This window comes from Teichococcus aestuarii (assembly GCF_003116135.1).
Lineage (GTDB): Bacteria > Pseudomonadota > Alphaproteobacteria > Acetobacterales > Acetobacteraceae > Pseudoroseomonas > Pseudoroseomonas aestuarii.
Genome location: NZ_PDOA01000032.1, coordinates 1 through 23,687, shown reverse-complemented (window position 1 = coordinate 23,687; position 23,687 = coordinate 1). Strand labels below are relative to the sequence as shown.

Below are 23,687 nucleotides of genomic sequence, written 5' to 3'. Positions count from 1 at the left end.
CTTCGGCAAGGGCGCCAGCATCTACCACGAGGGCAGCAGCGTCTTCGCCATCAAGGCAGCCGATGGCTCGGTGGACCATGTCACCCTGCAAGGCGTCACAAACCTCGCCAGCTCCGACTACATGTTCGGGTGAGGTAATGCTGCGTGAGAGTGGTCGCTGACCAAGGACATGCTCCAGGGCAGCGACCACGCCTTTTCCTGCACTAACTGAAAGGCCGCTGCGGAGACGGCAGCAGCGCCTCGACCGTGTGATGCAGATCCACGCGCACGCAAGCCCTGACCAACAGCACACCGTGGAAGGGCATTGTCACGTTGTTTGGTGATCAGGCCAGATAATCAGGAGGCGCAACTGATAGGCCTCATCAAAATCGGCGAACGGAAATCAGGTTCAAGCGAAGATAATATCGCCCGCATGCAAGCCGCTCACGCCCTCGAGCAGGATCTCCCCCGTCTCATAGACGGCAAGGAAGCTCAGCAACAAGCCCTTGGTGGTCTGGTTGATGGTAAGGTCAGTCGATGAAATATTGTAGCCGCTGAGATCGACCTTGTCGGCCCCGGACTGGAAATCCCGGATAATGTCACGGCCGCCATTCGCATCCGAAGCACCGGTGGCGCTGTACGTGTAGATGAAGACATCGCTGCCGGCACCACCTCGCAGAATGTCGGCGCCTTCGCCGCTCGAGATGATGTCGTTGCCGTCTCCTCCGTCAACGATGTCGTTCCCGCCTTCACCATGGAGAATGTCATGGCCGGCGCCGCCCAGGAGATGGTCGTTGCCGCCCCCACCGAAGATGCTGTCGTTGCCAGCGCCCCCATTCAGAACATCGCTGCCGTCGTATTCAGCATAGGCCGCGGTGGCACCGGCCGTCAGGCCATCGGCTCCATAACCGAAGATCGTGTCGTTGCCAGCACCGGCTCGCACGATGTCCCTGCCATAGCCGGCATAGATTGTGTCGCTGCCAGAGCCGGAGTGGATCGTGTTGTTGCTTGAGGACGCCGAGTAGTCATCCAGGCCGTTGCCGTAGATCGTGTAGTCTGCCGTACGCATAGAGAGATTGATGATGTCAGCTTTTGCGGAACCGTAGAAGATCGGCATGGTCTGGTTTCTCTCGGCGAAGGAAGGGAAGCTCTATGATGATTTCTAGCCACAAAACCCCTCTTTTAGGTTGTTTAAATTGTTTAATACGCACGCATAGGTAGTAAAGACTCTGTGATACTTTAAAGGCTGTTATGGATCTGCGGCCAGTCGAGCGGCTTGCTTGAGGATGATGCAAGCGAAGGCGAGGAGGTGGAGATCAGCAAGAGTGGTGGCGTAGCGCTCGTAGCCCTTCACCAGCCGCCGAAAGCGGCTGGCCCAGGCAAACGACCGCTCCACCACCCAGCGCTCCGGCAGAAGCACGAAGCCGCGCCTGGCCTCCGGCAGCTTCACCACCTCCAGTTCGATGCTGTACGCCCTGGCAGCCTCGGCAGCCCGCGCGCCGGTGTAGCCCTGATCGGCATAGGCCAGTTCGACGCTCTGCCCGGTGGAGGCCTGTACCGCCCGGGCCAGCTGCCCGACCTCAGCGCGGCCATCCGCGCTGGCGGGCGTGACATGGAGAGCCAACAGATGGCCCAGCGTGCCGACCGCCAGGTGCAGCTTGGAACCCTTCTTGCGTTTGGCGCCGTCATACCCCGCCCGCTCGCCGCTCTCGGGAGAGGAGCGCAGCGTCCGACTGTCCAGGATGGCAGCGGTGGCTGCGCCTTTCGCCCGGCCGCCAGGCGGGTGTCATAGCGGTTCTCGCGGTAGGCGGTGCCGTTGTGTGGCCGCAGGCAAAGGCGGCCCAGTCCAGCGCCACCAAGTGCCGCGCGTCGCTCTCCGCCATGGCGGCCACGAAGGCCTCCACGTTGGTGAAGCCCGCCGCTCTCGCACGAGAAGCGGTGCGCCTCGAACAGGATGGCCGGCCGGAGCCATCGGTCAGGAAGCCACCGAGGCCGCCGGTCTCGACCTCACAGTGCTGCCGACGAAGTACTTTTAGGAGCTGGCGCGGTTGCGCTGCATCTGCACGGCGGTAACCTCCTGTCAGCAGACACTCTGCTCCACAATTGGGAGGAAAACTCATGCATCGACGCTCGCTCCTACTGGCAACTGGAACAGCCGCGCTGTCGCTGGCAATGCCAAAGGTCTCCCGGAGTGCTGCAGGCCGCACGCTGCGCCACGTTCCGCATGTAGACCTGGCTTTTCTTGATCCGCACTGGACCACGGCCAACATCACCCGAAACCATGGCTTCATGGTCTTCGACACGCTCTACGGACAAGACGAAAACTACGCCGCAGCCCCTCAAATGGTCGAAGGCCACGTTGTTGAGAATGACGGCAAGCTCTGGACGCTGCGTCTGCGGGAGGGGCTGCTCTGGCACGATGGAGAAAGAGTGCTTGCGCGGGACTGCGTCGCCAGCATCCGCCGCTGGGCACAGCGTGATGCCTTTGGCGGCGCCCTGATGCGGGCAACGGATGAGCTTTCTGCGCCTGATGACCGGACTATCCGCTTCCGTTTGAAGAAGCCTTTTCCGCTTCTTCCTGATGCACTGGGCAAGTCGCCCGTCTACATGCCGGCGATGATGCCAGAGCGCTTGGCCAAGACTGACGCCATGCAGCAGATCACCGAGATCGTCGGCAGCGGTCCCTTCCGCTACAAGGCGGATGAGCGGCTGCAGGGATCGCGCAACATTTATGAGCGATTCGCGGGCTACAAGCCGCGAGAGAGCGGCACGCCGAGCGGCACGGCCGGTCCCAAGGTTGCTTATTTTGACCGCGTCGAATGGACCACGATCACCGATGCTTCCACCGCGGCCGCGGCGATGCAGTCGGGTGAGCAGGATTGGTGGGAGCACGCCAATCATGACCTCCTGCCCGTATTGCGGCGCAGCCGCTCGATCAAGGTCGAGGTGGTGGATCCGGCCGGCATCCTGTCGATGATGCGGCCCAACCACCTTCAGCCGCCCTTCGACAATCCGGAGATCCGCCGCATCGTCATGCGCGCGATCGACCAGGAATCCTACATGCAGGCGATCGTCGGAGACGATCCTTCGATGTACCACACGCCCATCGGCGTCTTCTGCCCAGGCACTCCGATGGCGAGCGATGCCGGGCTGGAGCCGCTGCGCGGCCCCCGCAACTACGACAAGGTCAAAGCGGATCTCAAGGCGGCAGGCTATGCGGGCGAGAAAGTCGTGCTGCTTGTGCCCAGCGATTACGCCGTCATCAAGCCGCTCGGCGACGTGGCGGCGGACATGTTCAGCAAGATCGGCATGAACGTGGAATACGTATCGACCGACTGGGGCACGCTGCTGCAGCGGCGCACCAACAAGGGCCCTGTGGAGCAGGGCGGCTGGAACTGCTTCGTGACGAACTGGAATGGCACGGACTGGATGACGCCGGCCACACATATTGCCATGCGCGGAACCGGCGAGGCCGGCTATGCCGGCTGGTCCACGAGCCCGCGGACGGAGGAGCTCTACGAAGCTTGGTACGAGGCGCCCGACGATGCTGCACGGGCCAGGATCTGCCAGGATATTCAGCGCCAGTGCATGACAGACGTGCCCTTCTACCCTCTCGGGCAGATGCGGCAGCCGAGCGCGTGGCGCAATAACATCACTGGGGTCCTTGGCGGCTTTGCCAAGTTCTGGAACGTCCGTCCGGCCTGAGCCGCCGTACGGGAGAGGCCGCGCGGGAGATCTCGCGCGGCAGAAGGCGAAGGCCAGGAGGGTGGTGGAGTTGGACGAGATCTGCTTTCTGTCAGCCACGGCGCTGGGTCAGCGTTACGCGGCAGGCAATCTGTCGCCGGTGGAGGTTGCCGAGCGGCATCTGGCACGTCTTGAGGTGCTGGAGCCAGCGCTGAACGCCTTCCAGGCGGTGGACCGGGAGGGTGCCCTCCACGCAGCGCAGGAGGCCGCCCAGCGTTGGCGGCAGCGGGCGACCCGCGGCCCTCTGGATGGCGTGCCCGTCACGATCAAAGACAATGTGGACATGAAGGGATGGCCGACGCGTAACGGGTCGACCACCTCCTCGGCCATCCCGGCAGCCGAAGATGCGCCCGTGGTCGCGCGCCTGCGAGAGGCCGGGGCGGTGATCCTCGGAAAAACGACCACGCCGGAGTTTGCCTGGAAAGGCATCACGGACAGTCGGCTCAAAGGCTTCACACGCAATCCATGGGCGCTTGGCCGCTCCAGCGGCGGCTCTTCCGGCGGGGCGGCGGCAGCCTTGGCTGCCGGCATTGGCACCATTGCCCACGGCAACGATGCCGGTGGGTCCATCCGCATTCCCGCCAGCTTCTGCGGCCTCTTCGGCTTCAAGCCTAGCTTTGGGCGGGTGCCGCATCACCCGGCCGAGGGCATTTTTGCGACATTGAATGCGGGCGGGCCGCTCACGCGCAACGTCGCCGATGCGGCACTTGCTCTGCAAGTCATGGCACAGACGGACCGTCGCGACTGGTACGCCCTGCCGGAGCCGCCGGAGCACTGGCTGACTGCACTGCGCCCGAGGCTGCAGGGCCTGCGCCTGGCCTACGCACCAAACCTCGGCGGGGTAGAGCCCGACCGGGACGTGCGCGCCTGCCTGGAGCAGGCCATGGCCTGTCTGCGCGAGGCGGGTGCTCATATCGAAGATGTCGGGCCGGTGATCCAGCCACTGCAGCCTGTCTTTGAGGATTTCTGGGTCGCAGGCTTCGCGCATCTGCTGCGAGGCGTGCCACGGGAACGCTGGGGCGAGCTTGACCCTGAGTTCCGTCGGATTGCCGAACGGGGCCTCGACTTGAGCGCCGAGCGGCTGCTCGCCGGCGAAGCGGCACGCGCACGGCTCCATCGGTGCTTTGCAGCGCTGCATGAGAACCACGACCTGCTGCTGACTCCAACGGCGCCACATGTCGCGCCGCCGGTCGAGACTGTGTATCACTCCCCGGCCTATGATCGCTGGCGCGACGGCGTGGCCTACACCTTGCCCTTCAACCTGACCGGGCAGCCTGCCGCGTCCATTCCCTGCGGCGTGTCGAGAGCGGGCTTGCCTGTTGGCCTGCAGGTGGTAGGGCCCAGATATGGCGAGAGGCTGGTGTTGGAGAGTTGCCTGGCGGCCGAGGCTCTGCTGCAGCAGCCGGTGCCGCATCCACACTTGCTGGCGAATTTGGAGGGGCTTGGCTGCTGAAGCCCATTCACAGTGCCTTTTGTTTTATTGAAGCCCGATGGAGCGCTGGAGCGGCATCTGGGATCTGGTTACGAGATCATCGATGCGCGGGATGACGAAGCCGGCGGTACGGGTCACGCGTGAGGCGCTGGCCGTCGGGCGGCGAAGCTTGCCAGCTATGGCAGTCGGACCTCCCGGCATCGGGCGCAGCATCATTGCCCTGAACCGGCGGAATACTGGACAGCGCTGGCCGAGAACGCCCTGCCGGCGTGCTCTCCGCCAGCACTTCCCTCGCCCCATCTACAACCAGCGCTGGCGCATCGCGAGCGGCTTCAGCCAGCACAAGCGCCGCCTCGGCTCCGCCCTGACCGCGCGCGGCCATCAGGCTCAGCGGCGTGAACTCGTCCTGCGCGTCCCCACCCACAACCTCATGATCCTCAGAGGTTGGTCAGGAAGATTTCAACAGAGCAAGAGGCACTGTGTCAGGCTGCCGGCAGGAAAAAGCTGCCTGTCCCCTGCCCGGGTTAAGGTCACCAATGGTCGTGCTCAGGTGGCCGGCGGGGCTATTGTCGGGCGGGACAGCGCCAATCCCTGAGCAAGACCTGGCAGCGGGCCATTGGCGGCGCAATGCACCGCTACCCGCGCGGTGCTGGGCCAACGGCCTTGCAACCTGCCAAAGCCCAAATTGATCGGCTCGCCATCCTGTCGGTGCTAGGATGCCCACTTCACGTGAGAGTGCCGCCTTTGATCGAACAGTACGGCTGGTCCGACGCGCTGCAACTGGATTTCGAGCCGCATGCGCGCGCCGGTCACCTCCCCGGGCGTATCATCGTCCAGCAGCGCGAAGCGCATCTGGTGGTCACGGATGGCGGCAACCTGAGCGCCAGGCTATCCGGCCGCCTGCGCCACGAGGCTCGGGAGGCAGGTCATCCGGCCGCCGGCGACTGGGTGGCGCTGTCGGCAAAGGCTGGCGAGGGCAAGGCCACCATCCATGCCGTCCTGCCTCGCCGCACGGCCTTTGTGCGCCGGGCGGCCGACAGCGTGCAGACGCTGCAGGTCATCGCCGCCAATATCGACGTCGTCTTCGTCGTCACCTCGATGAACGCTGACCTCAATCCGCGCCGGCTTGAGCGCTTCCTCGCCGCTGCCTGGCAGAGCGGTGCGCGGCCGGTGGTGGTGCTGACCAAGGCCGATCTGTGCGAGCAGCCCGAAAGCCAGGCCGCCGAGATAGCCGCCCTGGCGGCAGGCTGCCCGGTGCTTGTCGTCTCGGCGCGTCAAGAGCTGGGTCTGGACGCCTTGATGGAGCACATCTCGCCGGGCGAGACCTGTGTGTTGATCGGCTCGTCGGGCGTCGGCAAATCCACTCTGGTGAACGCCCTGCTGGGTGAGGAGCGGATGGCGACCCAGGAAATCCGCGCCGCCGATGCCCGCGGGCGCCACACCACCAGCCACCGGCAGCTCATCCTGCTCCCCGGTGGAGGGCTGATCCTCGACACGCCCGGCATACGTGAAGTGGGCCTGGTGGACGCGGATGAAGGTCTCAGCACGGTCTTCGACGACATAGAACAGCTTGCCCGGAATTGCCGGTTCCGCGACTGCGGGCACAGCAGCGAACCGGGCTGCGCGGTGCGCGGGGCGCTGGAGGAAGGCCTTCTCGACGCCGGCCGCTGGGCGCATTTCCAGAAGCTGAGCCAGGAGCTGGCGGCCTTGGGGGTAAAGAAGGACCGGATGGCGCAGGAGGTCGAACGCCGTCGTCAGGCCATGCTGCAGAGAGTGTACCGGTCCGCGAAGAAAGACCTGCGCTCGTAGCGCCCTGTCGGCGGCCAGGGCACCGGGGCCCGGGCGCATTGCGCAAGGAAGCCGGCTTTGCCCGACCGCGCCGCTCGCTCCATACACGCCTGGGCCATCCTGTGCCGCAGTGACGCGCCCGCTGCTATCAGGGTTTCGCCGCGCCCAGGCGCCAGAGCGAGGTCGTCTCCTGAAGCCGCGCCGCGTGCAGCGGGTCGCTGGCGTCGAAGGCCTTGCCATGGCGCGGCCGGGTGTCGAGCCGATCGATGACCACCAGGCCGGCCGCCTCGATCATGCCCAGCAACTGGTCGCGGCTGCGCAGGCCCAGATGTTCCGCAAGGTCGGACAGGATCAGCCAGCCTTCTCCGCCCGGCAACAGATGCGCCGCCAATCCGCCCAGGAAGCCGCGCAGCATGCGGCTGTCCGGGTCATACACCGCCTGCTCAAGGGTCGAGGACGCCTTGCCGGGCAGCCAGGGCGGATTGCACACCGCCAGGGCGGCGCGCCCCGGCGGGAACAGGTCGGCCTCCTGGACCACCACCTGCCCTGAGAGGCCCAGCCGCTCGATATTGGCGCGGGCACAGGCCAGGGCGCGCGGCGACAGGTCGGAGGCGATGACCATCGGCATGCCGCGCCGGGCCAGAATGGCGGCCAGCACGCCGGTGCCGGTGCCGATATCGAGGGCGGTCCCGCCCATCGGCAATGGTGCGCGTGCGACCAGATCGAGGTATTCGCCGCGGATCGGTGAGAACACGCCGAAATCCGGGTGAATCGTCTCGCCTGCCAGAGCCGGGACCGGCACGCCGTTGCGGTGCCATTCATAGGCACCCACCATGCCCTGCAGTTCGCGCAGCGATACGATGGCGTTGCCTTCCGGCAGGTCGAGCGCATGGCGCAGGGCCGCGCGCACATCCGGCGCGCGCCGCAGGGGAATCGCCTGGGCGGCATCGAGCGGGATCAGCACCATGCCCAGGGTGCGCGCCCGGCGCGCCTGGCCCTGCCGGTAGCGGTTGAAGCGCTCGCGCATGGGCATGTCATCGGGCAGGCGGCTGCGTTCCGTCTGCTTGTTGAGGCGGCGCGTCATCGCCTGGAGCAGCTGCCGGGCGTTCTGAAAATCGCCGCCCCACAGCAGCCCGACGCTCTCGGAGGCCAGACGGAAGGCATCGTCGGCGCGGATCGTGTCATCGACGGCGACGACGCGGCGGGGAGGGAGAGCGCCCGCCCCGGACAGCCAGGCCGCGTCATGAGCGGCGGTGCCCGCGGTCCATTCCAGGCGGGGAACACTCATGCGCACCGCGACGCGCGCACGGCGCACAAGGAGACAAAGAGGGGCATCAGCGGCATCTCTTACGTGGAAAATCGAATCTAACGCGGTCCGCCCGACGCCACAGCGGACCATGGCTCTGAACCGGGGCGGCTTCTCCCGTGGCGGGGAGCGAGGTTGAAGCAGGATGGGATAGGTTACGAGCCATAAGGCGAGAGGGGGACACCGTCTACTGGTGCCGAAAGCCCGCTTTCAGGCATCCTCGACCTAAGGTTGTTGCCGGAAAGGGGCGCATAGCTGTCTATCGCGGCAAATGCTAGCCGGTAGCCTAACGGGCACCCGGCTCAAGGGGTCAGATCCTCGCCGCCGCCACCCAGTATGGAATCGCTCTAAAATTACATAGCTTGTCCGGCATGCTTTGCGCTGCTGAGACACTTCACAGCTCGTGCTTGGTTTCTCGGGGCGAGAAGCGGATTACTGCCCGCAAGCCGCTTGCGGCGAAGTCCAGGGTAACCCTTGCTCCTGGTCCAAGGTCGTGCAGCAGGGCACGTTCAAGGAGCCGGGTTCCGAAGCCTCGTCTTGTAGGCGGTCCGCAAACAAGCGGCCCACCCGTCTCCGTCCATTCGATTTCCCCACTCAGGCCGGCCGGAGCGGCACAGCACCTGACTTCGACGCGACCTCCGGGCACGGATAGGGCACCATGCTTGACAGCATTCACGGCCAACTCATGCAAAGCCATGGCGAGCGCCTGAGCCTGGCCTGGTGCCGTCCGCGGTATCGGAAGGTCGCAGGGGCAACTCACCACGAGGCGCGGCTCAGCTGCCGCCTCGTCCGCAGCGAGCCAGGGAGCCAAGCCGGCCGTCACGACGGCGCCCAGCGCGGCACCTTCCCACGAGAAGGCCGTCAGCAGGTCATGTGCCCGCGCCAGAGCCTGCAGGCGCGAGGTGAAAGCCTCGGTGAAGCGCGCAGGGTCTGCACCGGCATCGCTGCGCGCGGTCTGGAAAGCGAGCGACTGCACGGTTGCGAGAGCATTCTTGGCACGGTGGTCCAACTCGGCGACGACGAGCCGCAAGCGGCGCTCGCTGTCCACCAGGGCGGCGGTCGCCGCACGGCGGCGGCGAGCCTCGTCGAGATGCGCGAGCGCCAGCGCATCGGCTTCCGGCAGGCCCAGGCCGGCTGGCGCCGGACCAGGATCGTTGTCGTCCGGTGCGGCGGTGCGGCGGAGAAGGTCCCGAATCGGCTGCAGGACGCCGCGAGCGATCCAGTGGGTGTAGGCGAGCCCCAGAGTGAGCAGCGCCAGCCCCACGAAGAGTGATGTCACCGCGGCCCGCCGCGCCGGTCGTGCAAGGTCTGCCACCGGAACCGCGACCGCAACGCCCCAGCCCAGCTCGGGTACCCGGCTGAAAGAGGTCAGCGTGCGGGCTCCCTCCGGAGACGAGGATTCGGCGATCACCTCCGTATTGCCTGACAACCAGGCCTTCCGCATGTCGGGCGCCACTGGGCTCCCAATATAGCGCTCGGAAGACGGCACGCTGGCAACGACGATGCCGGCCCGATCAAAGATCGCGATGGTCCATCCAGGATCAGGAAGCTGTCGTCGAACCAGGGGCTCGAAGGCATCGAGCGTGGGGTTCAGCGCGAGCACCAAGACGACCCGCCCATCCGCGTCCCGCACCGGCACTTCGACAGCCACGAGGGGCCGGCGCAGCACAATTCCGAAGTAGATGTCCGAGACAGACGGGCGACCGGTGGCAAAGACCTGGCGCTGGTTTTCCAGGTACTGTCGCACCGGTAAGGGCGCGCCGGGCGCCAGAGCCGTATTGAGTACCTGCTGCCCGTTCTCGCGCAGAAGCAGGATGTTGGAGCCTGGCGCCTGCTGAGCGACCACGGCTTCAGCCTGCGCACGAAAGGTGGTCAGATCCCCGTCCACGAGCGAGCGCGACAGAGCAAGGACCTGGAGCACAGCAATGCGGGCGCGGATCTCACCCTCGACGGACAGCGCCAAGCCGCGTGCAAGGTCGAGCGCCTGCTGGGAGGCGCGCGCACGGTCGTCTCGATAGCGGTCATAGATGCTGACGAGGTTGAAGGCGAGCAGCGGAAAGACACCCGCAATCACAAGACATATCAGTCGCGTTCGCAGCGTTAGCCGACGCATACCCGCCACCGAAATATTTGCATAACTTGGGGTTCACCTTACGGACGCCCGTACAACGTCCGGCGCCTCCCTTTAATGTCGTACCTTCTCGTTCAAATTGTTCTCACTTTTCAATGAAAAGAGTAATTGGCTATTTTTGATGCAAGAGGCCCATATCGATTTCTGGTGCCGCACATGACATGCAAGTTTGCGCTATTTGCATCCGGCAGGAGATTCTTCACAGAGCTGACCAGCCGCAGTTTAAAGACGCGGGCACAGAGCGTTAGCTGGCTCCATTAGTGCCGTCGCGAGATGCTATGCCACGTTCTGGAAAACGTGGCGACCGGGGTGGCCATTCAGACGAGTATGGCCGCGCTGATCATTGTGCCTGATAAGCAGTGAGCAGATCCCGTTATGGCCTGTTGAGGGCCCTGCCGTGCTGACACACGCCGATGGAGAAACGCCGACAGTTGGCGCTGCTTCAGCGGCAGCTTTCTCCTTGGCGGCGGAAATCCAGCACTCGGTCGTCGCGAACTTCGAACGTGACAATACACGGAGCCGCCTCATAGCCAGAACCACCAAGCGGAATGCCAATCCCAATCCCAGTGCCGATACCGCCACCACGTCCGTAACGGCCACCGCCGAAGCTTCCTGCACCAAGGCCGAAGCTGAAACCTGAGGATGCAGGAACAGCCTTGCTGCCAAAGTCATACTCCAGGAAGCGCCGGCCCTCTGTCTCATAGACACGCTGGGGCACGCCCAGCCCCTCAACCAGGCGCACTTCCGGTTGGCCAACATAGGTGGACATAGTTTGGTCGAACCCCGCAGGACCGTGGCCTGCGCAGGAAGCCAGGAGCGTTAGACCAAGGAAAAGGATGCTACGGGCGAGGAGCTGTCGCATGATCCTGGATCCTCCGGTCAGCGGAGCAACGTGTGACCACCACAGGCGGTTGCCAGGGGTTGTCGCGTGAGATTTGAGCGACTGCACTCCTATTTGTCCTGTTGGCCTTAAACCGGAAAACCGGCCCGGTCCTTGCGGGAGTTTTCCGGCTTATGGCCAATCCTCCCCAACGGATCGCGCCTTGCCAGGTTGACGATGCCTCTCAGCTCTGTCCACGCGACAGTCGTGCCTTCAGCGGGATGCCCAGCAGCGACAGCGCGGCCAGGCCCAGCAGCGCGCCCACCACGCGCGGCGTCAGCACGCCGGAGATCTCTGGCGTGCCGCCTGCGGCCAGCACCTCGCCGAGCCCAGCGCCAGCGAGGCTGAACACCGCCGTGCCGGGCAGGATGCCCAGCAGCGTCGTAGCCACGAAGACCGGCAGCCTGACGCCCACGAAGGCCGGCACCAGGTTGACCAGGAAGAAGGGAAAGACCGGCGCCAACCGCAGCATCAGCAGGTAGGAGGCGGCATTGCCGCGCATGTTCTCGCCCAGCTGCCGCGCCCGCTCACCCAGCCGGTCCAGAGCGTTGGCGCCGAACAGGCGCCGCGCCATCAGGAACAGCAGCGTGGCGCCCGCTGTGGCGCCCACCAACGTCAGCCCCGTTCCGGCCACGGCACCGAACAGGAAGCCGCCCGCCAGGGTCAGCACCGTGGCACCGGGCAGCGACAAGGCCGCGACGCCGACATAGACCGCGAGGTAGCCCAGCGCCGCCAGCGCAGCGTGCTCCGCCACCAGCCGCGCCAGCGCCTCCTGATGCCGCGACAGGGTTTCGAGGGAGAACACCTCGCCCAAGCCGCTGAAGCGCAGGGCCAGGAAGGCGGCGACGAGGCCGAGGCCGATCCACAGCCGGCGGTTGCCCAGCAGCCGCGCCGCGCGGCCGCTCACGGCAGCCACCGCTGCACCAGCCCGACAAGGCGCCGCGCCCGTTCGCCGTAGAGCCGCGGCGTGTAGTGGCCGCCTGCCGCGCGCTTCGAGATCTCGCCCATGGTCGGGTAGGGCGGCAGCGAGGCGGCGATGGCGCCGATGCCGAGGCGCTTCTGGATCGCCAGCCCCCAGAGCGCAATCATCTCGCCCGCGCGTGGCGCCACGATGGTAACGCCAAGCACGCGGCCGCGCCGCCCCAGCACAGCCTTGATGAGGCCCTCCGTCGTCCGCTCCGCCTGGGCGCGGTCGTTGCCGGCGAGCGGCTCGGCGAGCACCGTCACGGCGTGACCGGCATCGCGCGCGGCGGCCTCGGTCAGGCCGACATGGGCCAGTTCCGGGTCGACATAGGTGACCCAGGGCAGGGCGGCGTAGTCTACCCTGGCCGGCAGGCCGAACAGCGCACGGCGGATGACGATGCCCGCGTGGTAGCCCGCGACATGAGTGAACTGTGGCCCGCCCGCTACGTCGCCGATGGCGAAGACGCGGCGGTTGCCGGTGCGCAGCCCCGCATCTACCCTGATGCCGCGCTCATGCGTGGCGATGCCTGCCGTCTCCAGCCCCAGCCCTGCGGTGTTGGCGCGACGTCCGGCGGCGACCAGCAGGTGGGTGGCCTGCACCGCCCCCGCGCCCTCCAGCCACAGCCGCACGCCGCCCGCGTGGTGCTCCACCGATGTGGCCCGCGCGTGCTCCAGCAGCGCGACCCCCTCCCGCCGCAGCGCGGCGCGTAGGATGGCCACGGCCTCCGGCTCGTCCCTCGGCAGGATGGTGCCATGCTGCACCAGCGTCACCGCGCTGCCGAGGCGGCGGAACGCCACCGCCATCTCCACTCCGATCGGCCCGCCGCCGAGGATGGCGAGGTGGCTGGGAATCTCGGCGAGGCCGAAGATGGTCTCGTTGGTCAGCACCGGCCCATCGGTCAGGCCGGGGATGGGAGGCATGGCGGCGGAGGAGCCGGTGGCCACCACAAAGCGCCGTGCCCTTACGCGGGTGCCGCCCGCCTCCACCTCGTCAGGCCCGGTGAAGCGGCCAGCGGCGCGCAGCACGGTGACGCCGAGCCCCTCGAACCGCTTCACCGAGTCATGCGGCGCGATGGCAGCGATCACGCCATGCACATGCGCGTGCAGGCGGGCGGCATCCACCACCGGCTCGTGCGGTCGTATCCCGAAGCGGCCAGCCTCGCGCATGGCCTGCGCCGCATGGGCGGCAGCGAGCAGCGACTTGGAGGGCACGCAGCCGGTGTTGAGGCAGTCGCCGCCCATCAGGTTTGGCTCCACCAGCACCACGGCGGCGCCCATCTGCGCCGCGCCCGCCGCGACGGACAGCCCGGCCGAGCCGGCGCCCAGCACGCAAAGATCTGTATGCAGCACGCCGCCTCGGCTCTCCGGGCGGCGGCCGCGGCTGGCCTGGGGATCATCCATGGTGGTTCTTCCGTGCTGGTCCGCCTGCCTCTTCGGTGCCGCCGGCGCGCGGGTTACAGGCGCGGCGCGGCGGCGCCCAGGCGGCGCAGCAGCCACGGCCCGCAGTTCCACGCCACGGCAGTGACGCAGAGCATCGCGACCCCGTGCCAGGCCAACACCATCAGCGCGGCGTCGAGGTGGTGGACGCAGCTCAGCCCCACGCTGGCCAGCGCGGCGGCGGACAGGCCGCCCAGCGCCACCACGGGTCCCGGCCGCAACGCAGCCGCGTGGCGCGCCATGAAGGCGATGCCGGCCGTGAGCGGCAGGCCAAGCGCGGTGATGAAGCCGAAGCAGGCGAAGCTGGCGCCGAGCCGCAGGGCCGCCGGCCCGATCCGCGCGAGGTCCGCCAGGCACCCCCAGCCCATGCCCGTCAGCCACAGCAGGACGGCCGGCAGCGGCAGCAGCCCCCAGCGCCCGTCGCGGTCGGGTAGGGCGAGTTGGAAGGCCGAGAAGCCCGCCAGCAGCCCGGTGGCCACCGCCGCCAGCAGCGGCAGGGCGCGGTCGGGCGCGGCAAGGTGCGCCATTAGGTCCTCGCGCGGGCCCATGAGCAGCACCGCCGTGCCCACCACGCAGGCAGCCAGCGCGACCCAGGCCGCGGTGAGAGCCAGCGGGCCGGGCAGGCGCCGCACCGGCCGCAAATCCCTTGCCAGTCTGGAGATCAGCTCCTCGCTGCGCATCGCTCGTCAATCCTCCCCGCTCAGGCGCCGCCGCAGGGCATGTAGGGCGCGATGGGTCGCGACCTTCAGCGCCCCGACCGACATGCCGGAGCGGCGGCTCGCCTCGGCCAGCGAAAGCTCCTCAATTTTCGTTAGCATCACGGCGGTGTGCTGGGCCGGCGGCAGGCCCTGGGCAGCCTCGCGCAGCCGCGCGGTGTCCTGCCGGTCGGCCAGCGTTTGCTCCGCGCCCGGGCCGGGCTCGCGCGGTTCCTCCGCCTCCTCCACCGGAGGGGTAAGCCCGCCCTGGCGCGCCAGCCTGCGGAGCCGGTCGGCCACCCGCCGCTCCGCGATCGCCATCAGCCAGGGGCGGAAAGGGCGTGCGGGGTCGTAGGTGTGGCGGACCCGGTGCAGGCTGAGCAGCGTGTCCTGGACCGCGTCCTCCGCCTCGGCCGGCTCGCGCAGGCGGGCGCGGCAGACGGCGCGCAGCAGCGGCAGGCATTCGCGCAGCAGCGCCTCATAGGCGCGCGCATCGCCCGCCTGCGCCCGCGCCATCAGCGCCGCCCAATGCGGGTGGCGGTCCTGCGCCGTGGCCCGCGCCCCGCTCAACAGGCCAAGGCCCGCGCAGGATGGGATGGCCATGGCGCCCGACATTCGATCCCCGCTGCCGCGCGGCGCGCCGCCACAGGCGCTCCGGATGGTCCCATGACCGGGTTCTCCTGCCTGTTCGCCATGCCGGGAGGCGAGGTTACCTGGCGTCGGACGCGGCACCCCGGAAATTGTGCCTGCTCACGCCGTGGCAAGCAGCCCGACGAGGATTGGCATTGCGAGACGGCGGCGCCAGGGACGGGCTCGCACAAGGCGCGGATGCCTAGCGGCGCGGCGGCGCGGCGGCACGGGCGGCGCGCAGGCGGCGCCACGCCCCCCAGGCCTGGAGGGCGGTGAGGCGCCAGTGCAGCCAGGTCGTGCCGAGCCAGCCTCGGCAGGCATATTTACGGGCCGAGGTGGAGAGCGCTGCCCCCACCGGCCGCACCGGCAGCCGCGCCGTGTGGGCGGCCCAGACCAGCAGATGGTCCTCGCCATAGGACGCCGCCTCGTCATAGCCGCCGAGGGCGCGGAAGCTGTCTGCCGGCAGCACGAGCCCCTGGTCGCCAAAGGGCAGGCCGAGACAGGCGGAGCGGCAGTTGGCGCCCCAGGCATTCAGCTGCGTGGGCCAGGGGCCGTCGGCGCGGAAGCGCAGCGTGAACCAGCCCAGCGCCGGGGCGCCGCGCGCCGTGAAGCGCAGCAGCGCCGGCAGCGTGCCAGGCAGCAGGCGGCTGTCCGCGTGCAGGAACCAAAGCCATTCGCCGCCCGCCAGGAGGGCGCCGGCGTTCATCTGCCGTGCCCGCCCGGCCGGGGCCTCGGCATGGCGCAGCAGCAGGTGAGGCGGCCAGGGGCCAGGATCGAGCGGCGCCTGCCCGGCGGCGCGCACAAGGATCACCTCCTGCCCCGGCGGCAGGGCATGCAGGGCAGCAAGCAGCCCGCCATGCTCCGCCTCTCGCGGCGCCAGGGGGATGACCACGGAGAGATGCGGGGCCTCCGTCACGGCTGCGCCTCCCCGGCGGCGCGCATGCGGCGGACGAAGCCAAGATCGAGCCGCCGCTTCAGCCACAGCGCGGCGCGCCCATGCCACCAGAGCCGCCCGCGCGCGGCCAGCCCGGTGCCATCGCCGAGGTCGAGAATGGCCAGCCAGCGCCGCTGCGGCCGAAAGGCGGCGGGTTTCCCACCGGCGGCATGAACGGCAAGGTTGTGGTGCAGCACCGGTGCGGCGCGCACGCCGAACACGCCCACCATAGGCCGCGGGTGGCCCTCGACCACGGCGCAGTCCCCCGCCGCGAAGATGGCAGGGTCGGCCACGGAATGCAGGGCGGAGGTCAGGCGCAGCCGGCCGCGCGCATCCACCGGCAGGCCGAGCTCCGCCACCAGCGCGTGCGCGCGCAGCCCGGTGGCCAGCACCAGCATGTCGCAGGGCAGGTCGGTGCCGTCCTCCAGCACGCAGGCGCCGGGCCTGCGGGCCACGGCACGGCCTTCCACCAGGGCGATGCCCTGCCCGGCGAGGTTCCGGCGCAGCGTCCGCAGCGCGGCGGGCGGCGCCCAGCCATCCTTGCCACCGGGGGCGGGTCCAAGCAGCGCCACGCGCGGCGCCACCCCGTGCCGCCGGGCCAGCGCGGCGAGCGAGGCCGCGACCTCGTGCGCCGAGGCGCCGCCGCCGGCCACCACCAGGGCAGGGCAGCGTTCCCGGGCCTCGATCTCCGCCACCAGCCGCCGCCGCAGGGTGGCGAGGCCGCCGAGCGGCTTCACCGCCCAGACACCGGGCGCGTCCAGCAGCGCCGCCGGTGCCGCCGCGACGCTGCCGAGATTGAAGGAGGCGAGGTCGAAATCCATCCATCGTCCATCCGCCAGCCAGGCGCGACGGGCTGCGGTATCCACCCGCTCCAGCAGCCCGTCCAGGTGCGGCACGCCGCGCGCCGCCGCCAGCGCCGCGACATCGACGGTGTTGGCGCTCTCCGGCAGGGCGCCCGCCAGCACGGCGCCGGCGAGGCCCGAATAGTGGAACCGCGCCGGGCTGATCAGCACGGGGGCGAGGCCCGCCGCGCGCAGCGCGGCCGCGCGGTGCAGCAGGTGCAGATGGGCGTGCCCCGCCCCCGCCAGGAGCAGCCGCGCCGGCATCGGCTGGCCGCGCCGCCTCAGGCGGTGCCGCGCACGGGGTAGTCCTTGGCCTGAATGAAGCGCAGCCCCTTCAGCAGCGCCGCGAGATCGGGCCGGGCGAAGGGGGCGTTGGAGACATCGACAATCTGCACCGTGCCGTCCGGACGGATGGCGAAGATCGCCGGCTCGGGGAAGGGCCGGTCCGTCTCCTCGGGCGAGCGGGGCGTGGAGACGTAGAGGCCGAGCTGGCGCATCTCCTCCACCGTCATGCCGTAGCCCACGGGAAAGCTCCAGCCCTGCTCCGCCGCCTTTGCCTCAGCTTTCTCCTTCGGGTTGCCCGAAACAGCGGCGACGGCGATGCCCGCCGCGCGGAACTCGCCCAGCAGCCCCTCCAGGGTGCCGAGATAGCTCTCGCAGAGCGGGCAATGGGCGCCGCGATAGACGACCAGCAGGCGCCAGCCCCGCATCCCCGCAGGGTCCAGCCGGCCGCCATCGGTCTGCGCCCAGGTCATGGACGGGAAAGCGGCGCCGGCGATGAACTGGGTGGTGTCGGCCATGGCTGCTTCTCCTCTCAGCAGGGGAAGCGTCGGGGTGCTGGCCCGAGCAACGGCCGCGGCGCGCGCGGGATGCCCTGCTGGCGGCGTTCCGCCTTCGGCAGCACATCCCGCGAGGGCCAGAGGCCGCTGGCGAGCGCGTCGTGGCAGACGCGCGGCAGGCTGGCTGCGCACCTCGCCTTCGAAAGGCAGCAGCCCGGCGACAGCGCGCAGCAGGGGGCGGCGATAGAGCGTCATTCGGTGCGTTTCTCTCCCGGGCCCGGGATGGAGGTCAGCGGCTGCAGGCAGCGCCGCCTAGCACACAGAAGCGCGCACAGTGCGGATGGTTCAGCGCGACGGGCCGGCTTGCCTCGGCCAGGGTTCCGCCCAGTTCGAACTGTGGGTCGTAGGCCAGCAGGGTGCAGGCCAGCACCGCCGGTCGCTCGGCGCCGCGCCGCTTCACCACCATGCGGGACGAGCTGCACATCACGCTCTGGGGCGACTTGCCCAGGATGCCCCAGCAGGCCGTGGTAATCTCCGGAACATCGGCCTCCGGATCCATCTCGGGGAAGAGCACCAGGGCGCCCGGATCCTCGGCGTCGATCGGCAGCCCCTCGGCGGCAAAGAGCGCGGCGAAGCCCCGGCGCAGCACGGCCTCCGGCTCGTGCCCGAAGGCGGCGCGGCCGGCGACACTGACGGCGAAACCCTTCTCCACCAGCCAGCCCAGCCCCACCAGGCTCTTGCCGAAGGTGCCGCTGCCACGCTCCGCATCGTGCAGGGGGGCGCCATAATGGTCCAGGCTGACCCGGACCGCCAACTGGTCGGGATGCGCCGCGTTCAGCGCCGCCAGTGCCACCGCGTGGCGCTGCATGGGCCGCATGGCGTTGGTCAGCACCAGGGCGCGGAAGCCGCGCTCCAACACTGTCCGCAGCATCGGCAGTATGTCCGGGTTCATGAAAGGCTCGCCGCCGGTGAAGCCGATCTCCTCCACCGGCAGGTGGCCGGCGGCGATCTCATCCAGGTAGGCCACAACCTCGTCCAGCCGGATATAATCCAGCGCATCGTTGCGCGGGCTGCTCTCGATATAGCAGTTGGCGCAGGCGAGGTTGCACAGCGTGCCGGTGTTGATCCACAGCGTCCGCAGAGCGGAGAGCGAGACCCTCGCCCGCGCCTCTCCCTTGGCTGTCACGGCCGGATCGCGAAACTTGGGTGGCGGCGAAAGGGTGTCGGGCATCATGATGCCTGATCCTCCAGGTACGTGACGCCAGCCTGCCGCGGAAGCGCCTCGATCCAGGCACGAAGGCGCACCTGTTCCGGTAAGGGTTGCGGAAGGGCCGCAAGGGCGGTGGCCAGGGGGGCGAGGTCGCCTGCCTCGTCCACGTCCCGCAGGGTGGGTAGGAAGCCGGTGCCGCCGATCGGGACGAGGGCGGCAAGCAGGCGCTCCGCCGTGTCCGGTTGCGAATAGGGAACGGTCATCCATACCTCCGCAGGGATGGGCAAGCGCCCGCCGAACAGCCAGAAGCCGCCATCCTCCGCGCGGCCCATGACAAAGGGGTGCGGCCCGGTCTCCAGTGCGCGCGCCGCCGCGAGCAGTTTGGCCGGGCTGATCTGCGGCGCGTCGCAACCGAGCAACAGGACGCGCCCGTGGCGCTCCTGCAGGGCGGCGTAGATGGTGTGGAGCTTCCGCCCCAGCCCGCCTTCCCCCTGCCAGAGGGTGGGATGGCCCTGCCAGTCTGTGTGGCCGAGCCCATCTTGTTCCGCCACGGCCCAGTAGCCGTGCAGAAGCGGCGCGCAGGCGGTGACCACCGAGCCGCAGGCCCAGGCGGAAAGTCGATGGAAAACGGTGGCAGTGTCAGGGCCGATAGCGGCAGCCAGCCGGGTCTTGACCGGGCTGAGCGCGGCCGTCTTGGCGAAGATCGCGACCGCTGTCATCGATAGCTATCTCCTATGCCGCCGGGAGGCTGAAAGCCTGGTTGCATGTCCTGTTCGTCCAAAGGCCGGGCCAGGTTACGCAGCACGGCACCTACAACGCCTTTTCTCATGATATGGCGAAGCGGGAGCGCTGAAATCGCCCTTTGATAGTGACGAGCGGCTATTGAAGTACAGAAATAATTGACTGCCACCGCATACTCGAAGCTTCCGTGCGGAATCGATCGCGCCACAACGATTTGACGAAGGCATTGAACTACACGTCCAAGCGTTGGGTCTCGTCCACCGTTGGAATTATTGTTTCCAATTCTCTGCGATGGCCAGATCGATTCAACAAATAACGCTGCCGAACGCGCGTTCCGCAGTGCGGTCCACTGTAGAAAGACTTGGCTGCTCGCAGGCAGCAACCGTGGCAGCAAGCGCCGCGATGATCTACGTGCTTATCGCCGCAGCGAAGCTGAATAGGGTGGAGCCCCGCGCTTGGCTCGCCGATGTGCTCGCCCGCATCGCTGACCATTCTGCCTCCAGGCTTGACGACCTTTTGCCCTGGAACTGCAAGCGCGCTCAGACCCTCGCATTTGACGCCGCTCAAACGCTGCCTACAACGTCCGACGACAGCGGGTCTTGCAGGGCCGGACCCCGAACCAGATCGTCGCGGAGCGCCTTGCCGCCCGACGAAAGCTCCGCAGAACCAAACCTGCCGGGCAAGCTGGGCCGCAGGACATCGCCAAGATCTGCACCATCGTCGAAAACGCCAAGGATGTCTCACAACCAGACAGATAGGTAGTGCTGGAGATAGTAGGTACAGATACAGAACTCGCCCTGGCTGCGGGTGTACGCAGGATCCAAGATCCTCCAGCAAGCCCGCTTGATGGAATTGCGGCGAAACCATGGCGAGGCGCGGTGGTTAGCCCAGCATGCAGCCATAAAGGCTGCGCAGCGCCGATAAGGGTGCGGCAGTAGCAGCGGACTCGCTCACCTGCCAATGGGCTCCGCCTCAACGAGCTGGTGACACTACCGCCGTGCTGGCGTTTCCTGCAATCAAACCGAATTGGAGAACATCATGGTCGACAAAGACCGCGTTGAGGGCAAGGCGGAGCAGGCCAAGGGCTCGCTCAAGAAGGGAGCGGGTGAAATGATGGGCGACGAGAAGATGAAGGCCGAAGGCCAGGCCGACAAGGCGGAGGGCAAGGTGCAGGACACCTATGGCGCCGCCAAAGACAAGGCTCGCGACACCCTGAACAAGGGCTAAGCGCCGGGTGCGCTTGGCACCCGCCAGGGCGGCGCTCCGGCGGATAACCAAGCTGCACCGCTCTTGCCGTATGCTCGGCTGCAAACCAGGGCGGGCGCCTCGACCCGTCCGCAGGCTTAGGGGGATGAATCATGCCATTGCTGCTTTGGCTGCTCGGCGTGCCGGGCGTAATCGTCATTTTGCTTTGGGTGACGGGGGTCATCGGCTTCTGAAGCGCCGCGGCGGCCGGCCAGCAGCCGCCTGGCAGCTTTTCGAACCACTGTAAGGTCACGGCCCGGAGCCCGGCGCCGCGTGGCGGCGCGCGGTCAGCCTCCAACAGGGAGATTGATGTCGAGCATGGTTTCGCGGCTGGATTCAGCCAGTCGCAAGGAGTTCACGACGCTGACCGCGTTCCGCGGCTTCGCCGCGCTGCTGGTCGTCGTGTTCCACAACTCTGGCAGCTTCCTGCCCAACCTCGTATTCACCGATCCACACCGAGTTCTTCGAGAAGGGCTATCTCTGGGCCGGCTTCTTCTTCCTGCTGAGCGGCTTTGTGACCAGCCATGCTGATGGGCGGAAGTTCGTCGAGGGTGTGCGCTGGGAGAGCTTCAAGCAGTTCGCCTTTGCCTGGCTGGTGCGCATCTACCCACTGCAGGCCTTCGTGCTGCTCGGCTTTCTTCTGCTCGAGCTTTTCCGCGTGCCGCTCTACGACGCCGGCTACCTGCACACTGAGCCGTTCACCAAGGACATGAGCCCCTACCTGCTGGGGCTCAACCTTGTCATGCGTCAGACGATCGTCGGGAATGCTGCGCCACTTGGCGCCGTTCTGGTGCCGCCAGAGGATCGCTGAGATGGTCCGGCGCAGGTCCTTTGGTGGTGTCTTACCGTGGGGCTTGGCCTCCCCGATCAGTGGCTCGCAGATCGCCCAGGTCGCATCCGTGAAAACCTGATTGCCATTGCTCTCCACCATGCCCGGAACATGTGAACAGCCATCAAGCTCTAACAGGCCTTAGCCCGCCTGCAACTGGCATGGTCAGCCCCTGTTCAGTCGGCACGAATCATTCCTGGCGCTGCGGCGCCAAACCCTAAGGGATTGCAAATCATGAGACACTTTTTCCTCGCCGCCGCGGCCGTACTGATCGCCGCCGCGCCCGCTGACGCCGAGCAGGTCGGTGAAATCAGCACGGACTGGACAGGTAACGACATCGTCGTCGAGGCGCTCACCGATCCCGAGGTGCAGGGAGTGACCTGCCATCTGACCTACTTCAGCCGCGGCTTCATCGACCGCGTCTCGAAGGGGAACTGGTTCGAGGATCCGTCCAATTCCTCGATCGCGTGCCGCCAGACCGGCCCTATCGTCATCGGCGAGATCGAGACGGATAAGGGCGGCGAGGAGGTGTTCAGCGAGGGGCGCAGCCTGGTGTTCAAGTCCCTCCGGGTGCGCCGCATCTATGACCGCCAGAACAACACGCTGATCTACGTGTCCTACGCACGCCAGATCAAGGACGGCAGCGCGAAGATGGCGGTCTCCACCGTGCCGCTCTTTGATCGGCAGGTTTCTTGGAGCCAGGGACGGCCAGACTGAGGCTTTGGAAGGAGGCAAAACGGTCAGCGGTCGAGTCGTTCCTGGGCGTGCCGCCCGTGGGCCTGGAGAATCTCCAGGTCCCTGGCTGAGGCGATGCTCCTCTCGTCGTCAGCAAGGACCATGGCGAGTTGCTCCAGCAGGGACCGCCGCGCATGCTCCGGCAGCGCCACGGAGCGCAGCCGCGCCATGGCATTGGCCATTCGGATTAACAGCGCCTTTCAAAACCGCCCCTGAAGCGCGTTGAAGCAGATGAGGGAACAGGCGAGCGCGGTGAGGGCATAATAGATGTCGAGCCTGCGCTCGTAGCGGATGGTCAGGCGGCGGAAGCGGTTGATCCAGGCGAATGTGCGCTCGATGACCCACCGGTGCTTGCCCAGCCTCCGGCTGCTCTCGATGCCGCGGCGCGCGATCCGGTGTTTGATCCCGCGCCGAAAGCAGGCGCGGCGGCAGCGGCGATGATCATAGGGCTTGTCAGCGTGCAGCTTGTCCGGCCTGCGATAAGGCCTGCCCGGCTTGCCTGGGATGGTGGAACGGCGTCGAGCAGGTCGCCGAAGGGCCTGCTTGCGTGTTGGCGCCGATCAGCAGGAAGGCCAGCGGGATGCCGCGCCGGTCGGTGAGGAGGTGGCGCCTGGTGCCTGCCTTGCCACGGTCCGTCGGGTTCGGCCCGGTTCCGGCGCCCCCCTCTTGGCTGCAATGGACGCGCTGTCCACGCAGGCACGGCTCCAGTCGACCCGGTCCGCCTGGTGCAAGCGGCGCAGCAGCTCCCGGTGCAGCCGGTCCCACACGCCAGCCTCCTGCCAGTCCCGCAGCCGCCGCCAGCAGGTGACGCCGGATCCACAGCCCATCTCCCGCGGCAGCATCTCGCAGGGGATGCCAGAGCGCAGCACGAAGAGGATGCCGCTCAGGGCAGCACGGGGCGGTACGACCGGCGGTCCGCCCTGCGGCCTGGGCCGTTCGGGTGGCAGCAGCGGCTCAATCACCGGTCAGACTTCATCCGAGATCAGGGGCTTCGCCATTGCCCTTCAGATCGGCGCAGCCCTACCGCTTTTCTGTTTTGAAAGGCGCTGTAAGGCAGGGATAACGGGTGCAAGCGCTTTTAGCGGCCACTCACGAAGAGCCAGTGAGTTTGTGGCCCACTGATAGCCACCCTCGTACTGGGCTGCAAAGAACATAAGGCTGGCACCAAGCATGCTCCAGAATCCAACCAAACTGAGATGAGGACCCTTCCGGCAGAAAAAATAACGGCCAACAATAATCATCCTCCTGCGGGGCCATACACTTACTGCCTGTTTGAGAATGCTGGTGGTGAGGTGTTTGGGCGTCCCTGCGTGGCCAGATGGGCTGGATGTGGACCAAGGAACACCGTGCCCGGCAGGCAGCGTTTGAGCGGCGGCGCTACCCGACA

24 protein-coding genes and 3 pseudogenes are annotated in these 23,687 nt (G+C 67.6%); 9 read left to right on the top strand and 18 right to left on the bottom strand.

Translation table 11 applies throughout. The features are described 5' to 3' along the window. Positions 1 to 388: 388 nt before the first annotated feature. Both CR165_RS22740 and CR165_RS22735 read right to left on the bottom strand, forming a co-directional pair. Positions 389 to 1,096, bottom strand: coding sequence for a M10 family metallopeptidase C-terminal domain-containing protein (locus CR165_RS22740; protein WP_109519191.1), 708 nt, complete (start codon positions 1,094 to 1,096; stop codon positions 389 to 391). Positions 1,097 to 1,228: 132 nt separating this feature from the next. Continuing rightward, positions 1,229 to 1,761: pseudogene (locus tag CR165_RS22735) on the bottom strand (transposase); the annotation flags it as partial. Positions 1,762 to 2,097: 336 nt separating this feature from the next. Here CR165_RS22735 and CR165_RS22730 point away from each other — a divergent pair. The 3 genes from CR165_RS22730 (at position 2,098) to rsgA (ending at position 6,964) form a co-directional block, all read left to right on the top strand. Continuing rightward, positions 2,098 to 3,684 (top strand): ABC transporter substrate-binding protein, encoded by a 1,587-nt coding sequence (locus tag CR165_RS22730; RefSeq protein ID WP_109519190.1) that lies wholly within the window; start codon positions 2,098 to 2,100, stop codon positions 3,682 to 3,684. A gap of 70 nt (positions 3,685 to 3,754) precedes the next feature. Then, positions 3,755 to 5,176, top strand: coding sequence for an amidase (locus CR165_RS22725; protein ID WP_109519194.1), 1,422 nt, complete (start codon positions 3,755 to 3,757; stop codon positions 5,174 to 5,176). Between the two features lie 723 nt (positions 5,177 to 5,899). Then, the gene (gene rsgA, locus CR165_RS22715) at positions 5,900 to 6,964 is read left to right on the top strand and encodes a ribosome small subunit-dependent GTPase A (protein ID WP_109519189.1); all 1,065 of its coding nucleotides are present in this window, start codon (positions 5,900 to 5,902) and stop codon (positions 6,962 to 6,964) included. 127 nt (positions 6,965 to 7,091) lie between these two features. On the opposite strand, the gene CR165_RS22710 is transcribed toward rsgA, so the two are convergent. From CR165_RS22710 to CR165_RS22660, 12 genes are all read right to left on the bottom strand, one after another. Further along, positions 7,092 to 8,342, bottom strand: a complete 1,251-nt coding sequence (locus tag CR165_RS22710) for a methyltransferase (RefSeq protein ID WP_219929836.1) — start codon at positions 8,340 to 8,342, stop codon at positions 7,092 to 7,094. Positions 8,343 to 8,643: 301 nt separating this feature from the next. Then, complete coding sequence (locus tag CR165_RS22705; protein WP_181378323.1) at positions 8,644 to 10,323, bottom strand: sensor histidine kinase; 1,680 nt, start codon at positions 10,321 to 10,323, stop codon at positions 8,644 to 8,646. 499 nt (positions 10,324 to 10,822) lie between these two features. Further along, positions 10,823 to 11,242 carry a hypothetical protein gene (locus CR165_RS24715; RefSeq protein ID WP_146202014.1) on the bottom strand — a complete coding sequence of 140 codons (420 nt, stop codon included), beginning with the start codon at positions 11,240 to 11,242 and terminating at the stop codon, positions 10,823 to 10,825. Positions 11,243 to 11,444: 202 nt separating this feature from the next. Further along, positions 11,445 to 12,167 (bottom strand): TVP38/TMEM64 family protein, encoded by a 723-nt coding sequence (locus CR165_RS22700; RefSeq protein ID WP_181378322.1) that lies wholly within the window; start codon positions 12,165 to 12,167, stop codon positions 11,445 to 11,447. Then, a complete protein-coding gene (locus CR165_RS22695) occupies positions 12,164 to 13,624 on the bottom strand; it encodes a dihydrolipoyl dehydrogenase family protein (protein WP_109519186.1) in 1,461 nt (486 codons plus the stop codon). The genes CR165_RS22700 and CR165_RS22695 overlap by 4 nt, the downstream gene beginning before the upstream one ends. 53 nt (positions 13,625 to 13,677) lie before the next feature. Further along, positions 13,678 to 14,340 (bottom strand): NrsF family protein, encoded by a 663-nt coding sequence (locus CR165_RS22690; RefSeq protein ID WP_109519185.1) that lies wholly within the window; start codon positions 14,338 to 14,340, stop codon positions 13,678 to 13,680. Positions 14,341 to 14,346: 6 nt separating this feature from the next. Next, a complete protein-coding gene (locus CR165_RS22685) occupies positions 14,347 to 14,958 on the bottom strand; it encodes an RNA polymerase sigma factor (RefSeq protein WP_181378321.1) in 612 nt (203 codons plus the stop codon). A 229-nt stretch (positions 14,959 to 15,187) separates the two neighbouring features. Continuing rightward, entirely contained in the window at positions 15,188 to 15,901 is a 714-nt protein-coding gene (locus CR165_RS22680; RefSeq protein ID WP_109519183.1) for a glycosyltransferase, read from the bottom strand. Continuing rightward, a complete protein-coding gene (locus tag CR165_RS22675; protein ID WP_109519182.1) occupies positions 15,898 to 17,025 on the bottom strand; it encodes an FAD-dependent oxidoreductase in 1,128 nt (375 codons plus the stop codon). Before CR165_RS22675 ends, CR165_RS22680 begins: the two co-directional genes overlap by 4 nt. Positions 17,026 to 17,042: 17 nt before the next feature. Further along, positions 17,043 to 17,561 carry a redoxin domain-containing protein gene (locus tag CR165_RS22670; RefSeq protein ID WP_109519181.1) on the bottom strand — a complete coding sequence of 173 codons (519 nt, stop codon included), beginning with the start codon at positions 17,559 to 17,561 and terminating at the stop codon, positions 17,043 to 17,045. A 268-nt stretch (positions 17,562 to 17,829) separates the two neighbouring features. Further along, on the bottom strand, positions 17,830 to 18,774 hold the full coding sequence (locus CR165_RS22665; RefSeq protein WP_109519180.1) for a radical SAM protein: 945 nt from the start codon (positions 18,772 to 18,774) through the stop codon (positions 17,830 to 17,832). Beyond that, positions 18,771 to 19,469: a DUF2064 domain-containing protein gene (locus CR165_RS22660; RefSeq protein ID WP_109519179.1), complete on the bottom strand. Its 699-nt coding sequence runs from the start codon at positions 19,467 to 19,469 to the stop codon at positions 18,771 to 18,773. Before CR165_RS22660 ends, CR165_RS22665 begins: the two co-directional genes overlap by 4 nt. Before the next feature lie 285 nt (positions 19,470 to 19,754). Here CR165_RS22660 and CR165_RS26180 point away from each other — a divergent pair, with 285 nt between their 5' ends. From CR165_RS26180 to CR165_RS25865, 5 genes are all read left to right on the top strand, one after another. After that, positions 19,755 to 19,931: an IS66 family transposase gene (locus tag CR165_RS26180; protein WP_367604297.1), complete on the top strand. Its 177-nt coding sequence runs from the start codon at positions 19,755 to 19,757 to the stop codon at positions 19,929 to 19,931. Then, positions 19,894 to 20,253, top strand: a complete 360-nt coding sequence (locus CR165_RS22655; protein ID WP_181378320.1) for a transposase domain-containing protein — start codon at positions 19,894 to 19,896, stop codon at positions 20,251 to 20,253. The genes CR165_RS26180 and CR165_RS22655 overlap by 38 nt, the downstream gene beginning before the upstream one ends. A 276-nt stretch (positions 20,254 to 20,529) precedes the next feature. Continuing rightward, positions 20,530 to 20,718: a CsbD family protein gene (locus CR165_RS22650; protein WP_109519192.1), complete on the top strand. Its 189-nt coding sequence runs from the start codon at positions 20,530 to 20,532 to the stop codon at positions 20,716 to 20,718. Between the two features lie 327 nt (positions 20,719 to 21,045). Continuing rightward, complete coding sequence (locus tag CR165_RS25265) at positions 21,046 to 21,267, top strand: hypothetical protein (protein ID WP_181378324.1); 222 nt, start codon at positions 21,046 to 21,048, stop codon at positions 21,265 to 21,267. Next, complete coding sequence (locus tag CR165_RS25865) at positions 21,251 to 21,547, top strand: hypothetical protein (protein ID WP_245906701.1); 297 nt, start codon at positions 21,251 to 21,253, stop codon at positions 21,545 to 21,547. The genes CR165_RS25265 and CR165_RS25865 overlap by 17 nt, the downstream gene beginning before the upstream one ends. Here the strand turns inward: CR165_RS25865 and CR165_RS25860 are convergent. Further along, a pseudogene (locus tag CR165_RS25860) lies at positions 21,491 to 21,667 on the bottom strand (transposase); the annotation flags it as partial. The gene CR165_RS25865 and the pseudogene CR165_RS25860 overlap by 57 nt on opposite strands. Before the next feature lie 132 nt (positions 21,668 to 21,799). Between CR165_RS25860 and CR165_RS22640 the strand changes: the two are divergent. After that, positions 21,800 to 22,282, top strand: a complete 483-nt coding sequence (locus CR165_RS22640) for a CreA family protein (protein ID WP_109519176.1) — start codon at positions 21,800 to 21,802, stop codon at positions 22,280 to 22,282. A 23-nt stretch (positions 22,283 to 22,305) separates the two neighbouring features. On the opposite strand, the gene CR165_RS25260 is transcribed toward CR165_RS22640, so the two are convergent. The 3 genes and pseudogenes from CR165_RS25260 to CR165_RS25485 form a co-directional block, all read right to left on the bottom strand. Then, positions 22,306 to 22,482 carry a hypothetical protein gene (locus CR165_RS25260; protein ID WP_181378319.1) on the bottom strand — a complete coding sequence of 59 codons (177 nt, stop codon included), beginning with the start codon at positions 22,480 to 22,482 and terminating at the stop codon, positions 22,306 to 22,308. Positions 22,483 to 22,500: 18 nt separating this feature from the next. Beyond that, positions 22,501 to 23,262: pseudogene (locus tag CR165_RS22635) on the bottom strand (IS5 family transposase). Between the two features lie 42 nt (positions 23,263 to 23,304). Beyond that, positions 23,305 to 23,687 (bottom strand): hypothetical protein (locus CR165_RS25485; protein ID WP_219929835.1); only part of this gene is annotated, 383 nt, incomplete at its 5' end.

Coding starts and splice junctions, on each gene's coding strand:
- CR165_RS22740 (WP_109519191.1), bottom strand. CDS start 1,096: ATGCCGATCTTCTACGGTTCCGCAAAAGCTGACATCATCAATCTCTCT.
- CR165_RS22730 (WP_109519190.1), top strand. CDS start 2,098: ATGCATCGACGCTCGCTCCTACTGGCAACTGGAACAGCCGCGCTGTCG.
- CR165_RS22710 (WP_219929836.1), bottom strand. CDS start 8,342: ATGGTCCGCTGTGGCGTCGGGCGGACCGCGTTAGATTCGATTTTCCAC.
- CR165_RS24715 (WP_146202014.1), bottom strand. CDS start 11,242: ATGCGACAGCTCCTCGCCCGTAGCATCCTTTTCCTTGGTCTAACGCTC.
- CR165_RS22695 (WP_109519186.1), bottom strand. CDS start 13,624: ATGGATGATCCCCAGGCCAGCCGCGGCCGCCGCCCGGAGAGCCGAGGC.
- CR165_RS22690 (WP_109519185.1), bottom strand. CDS start 14,340: ATGCGCAGCGAGGAGCTGATCTCCAGACTGGCAAGGGATTTGCGGCCG.
- CR165_RS22685 (WP_181378321.1), bottom strand. CDS start 14,958: ATGGCCATCCCATCCTGCGCGGGCCTTGGCCTGTTGAGCGGGGCGCGG.
- CR165_RS22675 (WP_109519182.1), bottom strand. CDS start 17,025: ATGCCGGCGCGGCTGCTCCTGGCGGGGGCGGGGCACGCCCATCTGCAC.
- CR165_RS22670 (WP_109519181.1), bottom strand. CDS start 17,561: ATGGCCGACACCACCCAGTTCATCGCCGGCGCCGCTTTCCCGTCCATG.
- CR165_RS22665 (WP_109519180.1), bottom strand. CDS start 18,774: ATGATGCCCGACACCCTTTCGCCGCCACCCAAGTTTCGCGATCCGGCC.
- CR165_RS22660 (WP_109519179.1), bottom strand. CDS start 19,469: ATGACAGCGGTCGCGATCTTCGCCAAGACGGCCGCGCTCAGCCCGGTC.
- CR165_RS22655 (WP_181378320.1), top strand. CDS start 19,894: ATGATCTACGTGCTTATCGCCGCAGCGAAGCTGAATAGGGTGGAGCCC.
- CR165_RS22650 (WP_109519192.1), top strand. CDS start 20,530: ATGGTCGACAAAGACCGCGTTGAGGGCAAGGCGGAGCAGGCCAAGGGC.
- CR165_RS25265 (WP_181378324.1), top strand. CDS start 21,046: ATGTCGAGCATGGTTTCGCGGCTGGATTCAGCCAGTCGCAAGGAGTTC.
- CR165_RS22640 (WP_109519176.1), top strand. CDS start 21,800: ATGAGACACTTTTTCCTCGCCGCCGCGGCCGTACTGATCGCCGCCGCG.
- CR165_RS25260 (WP_181378319.1), bottom strand. CDS start 22,482: ATGGCCAATGCCATGGCGCGGCTGCGCTCCGTGGCGCTGCCGGAGCAT.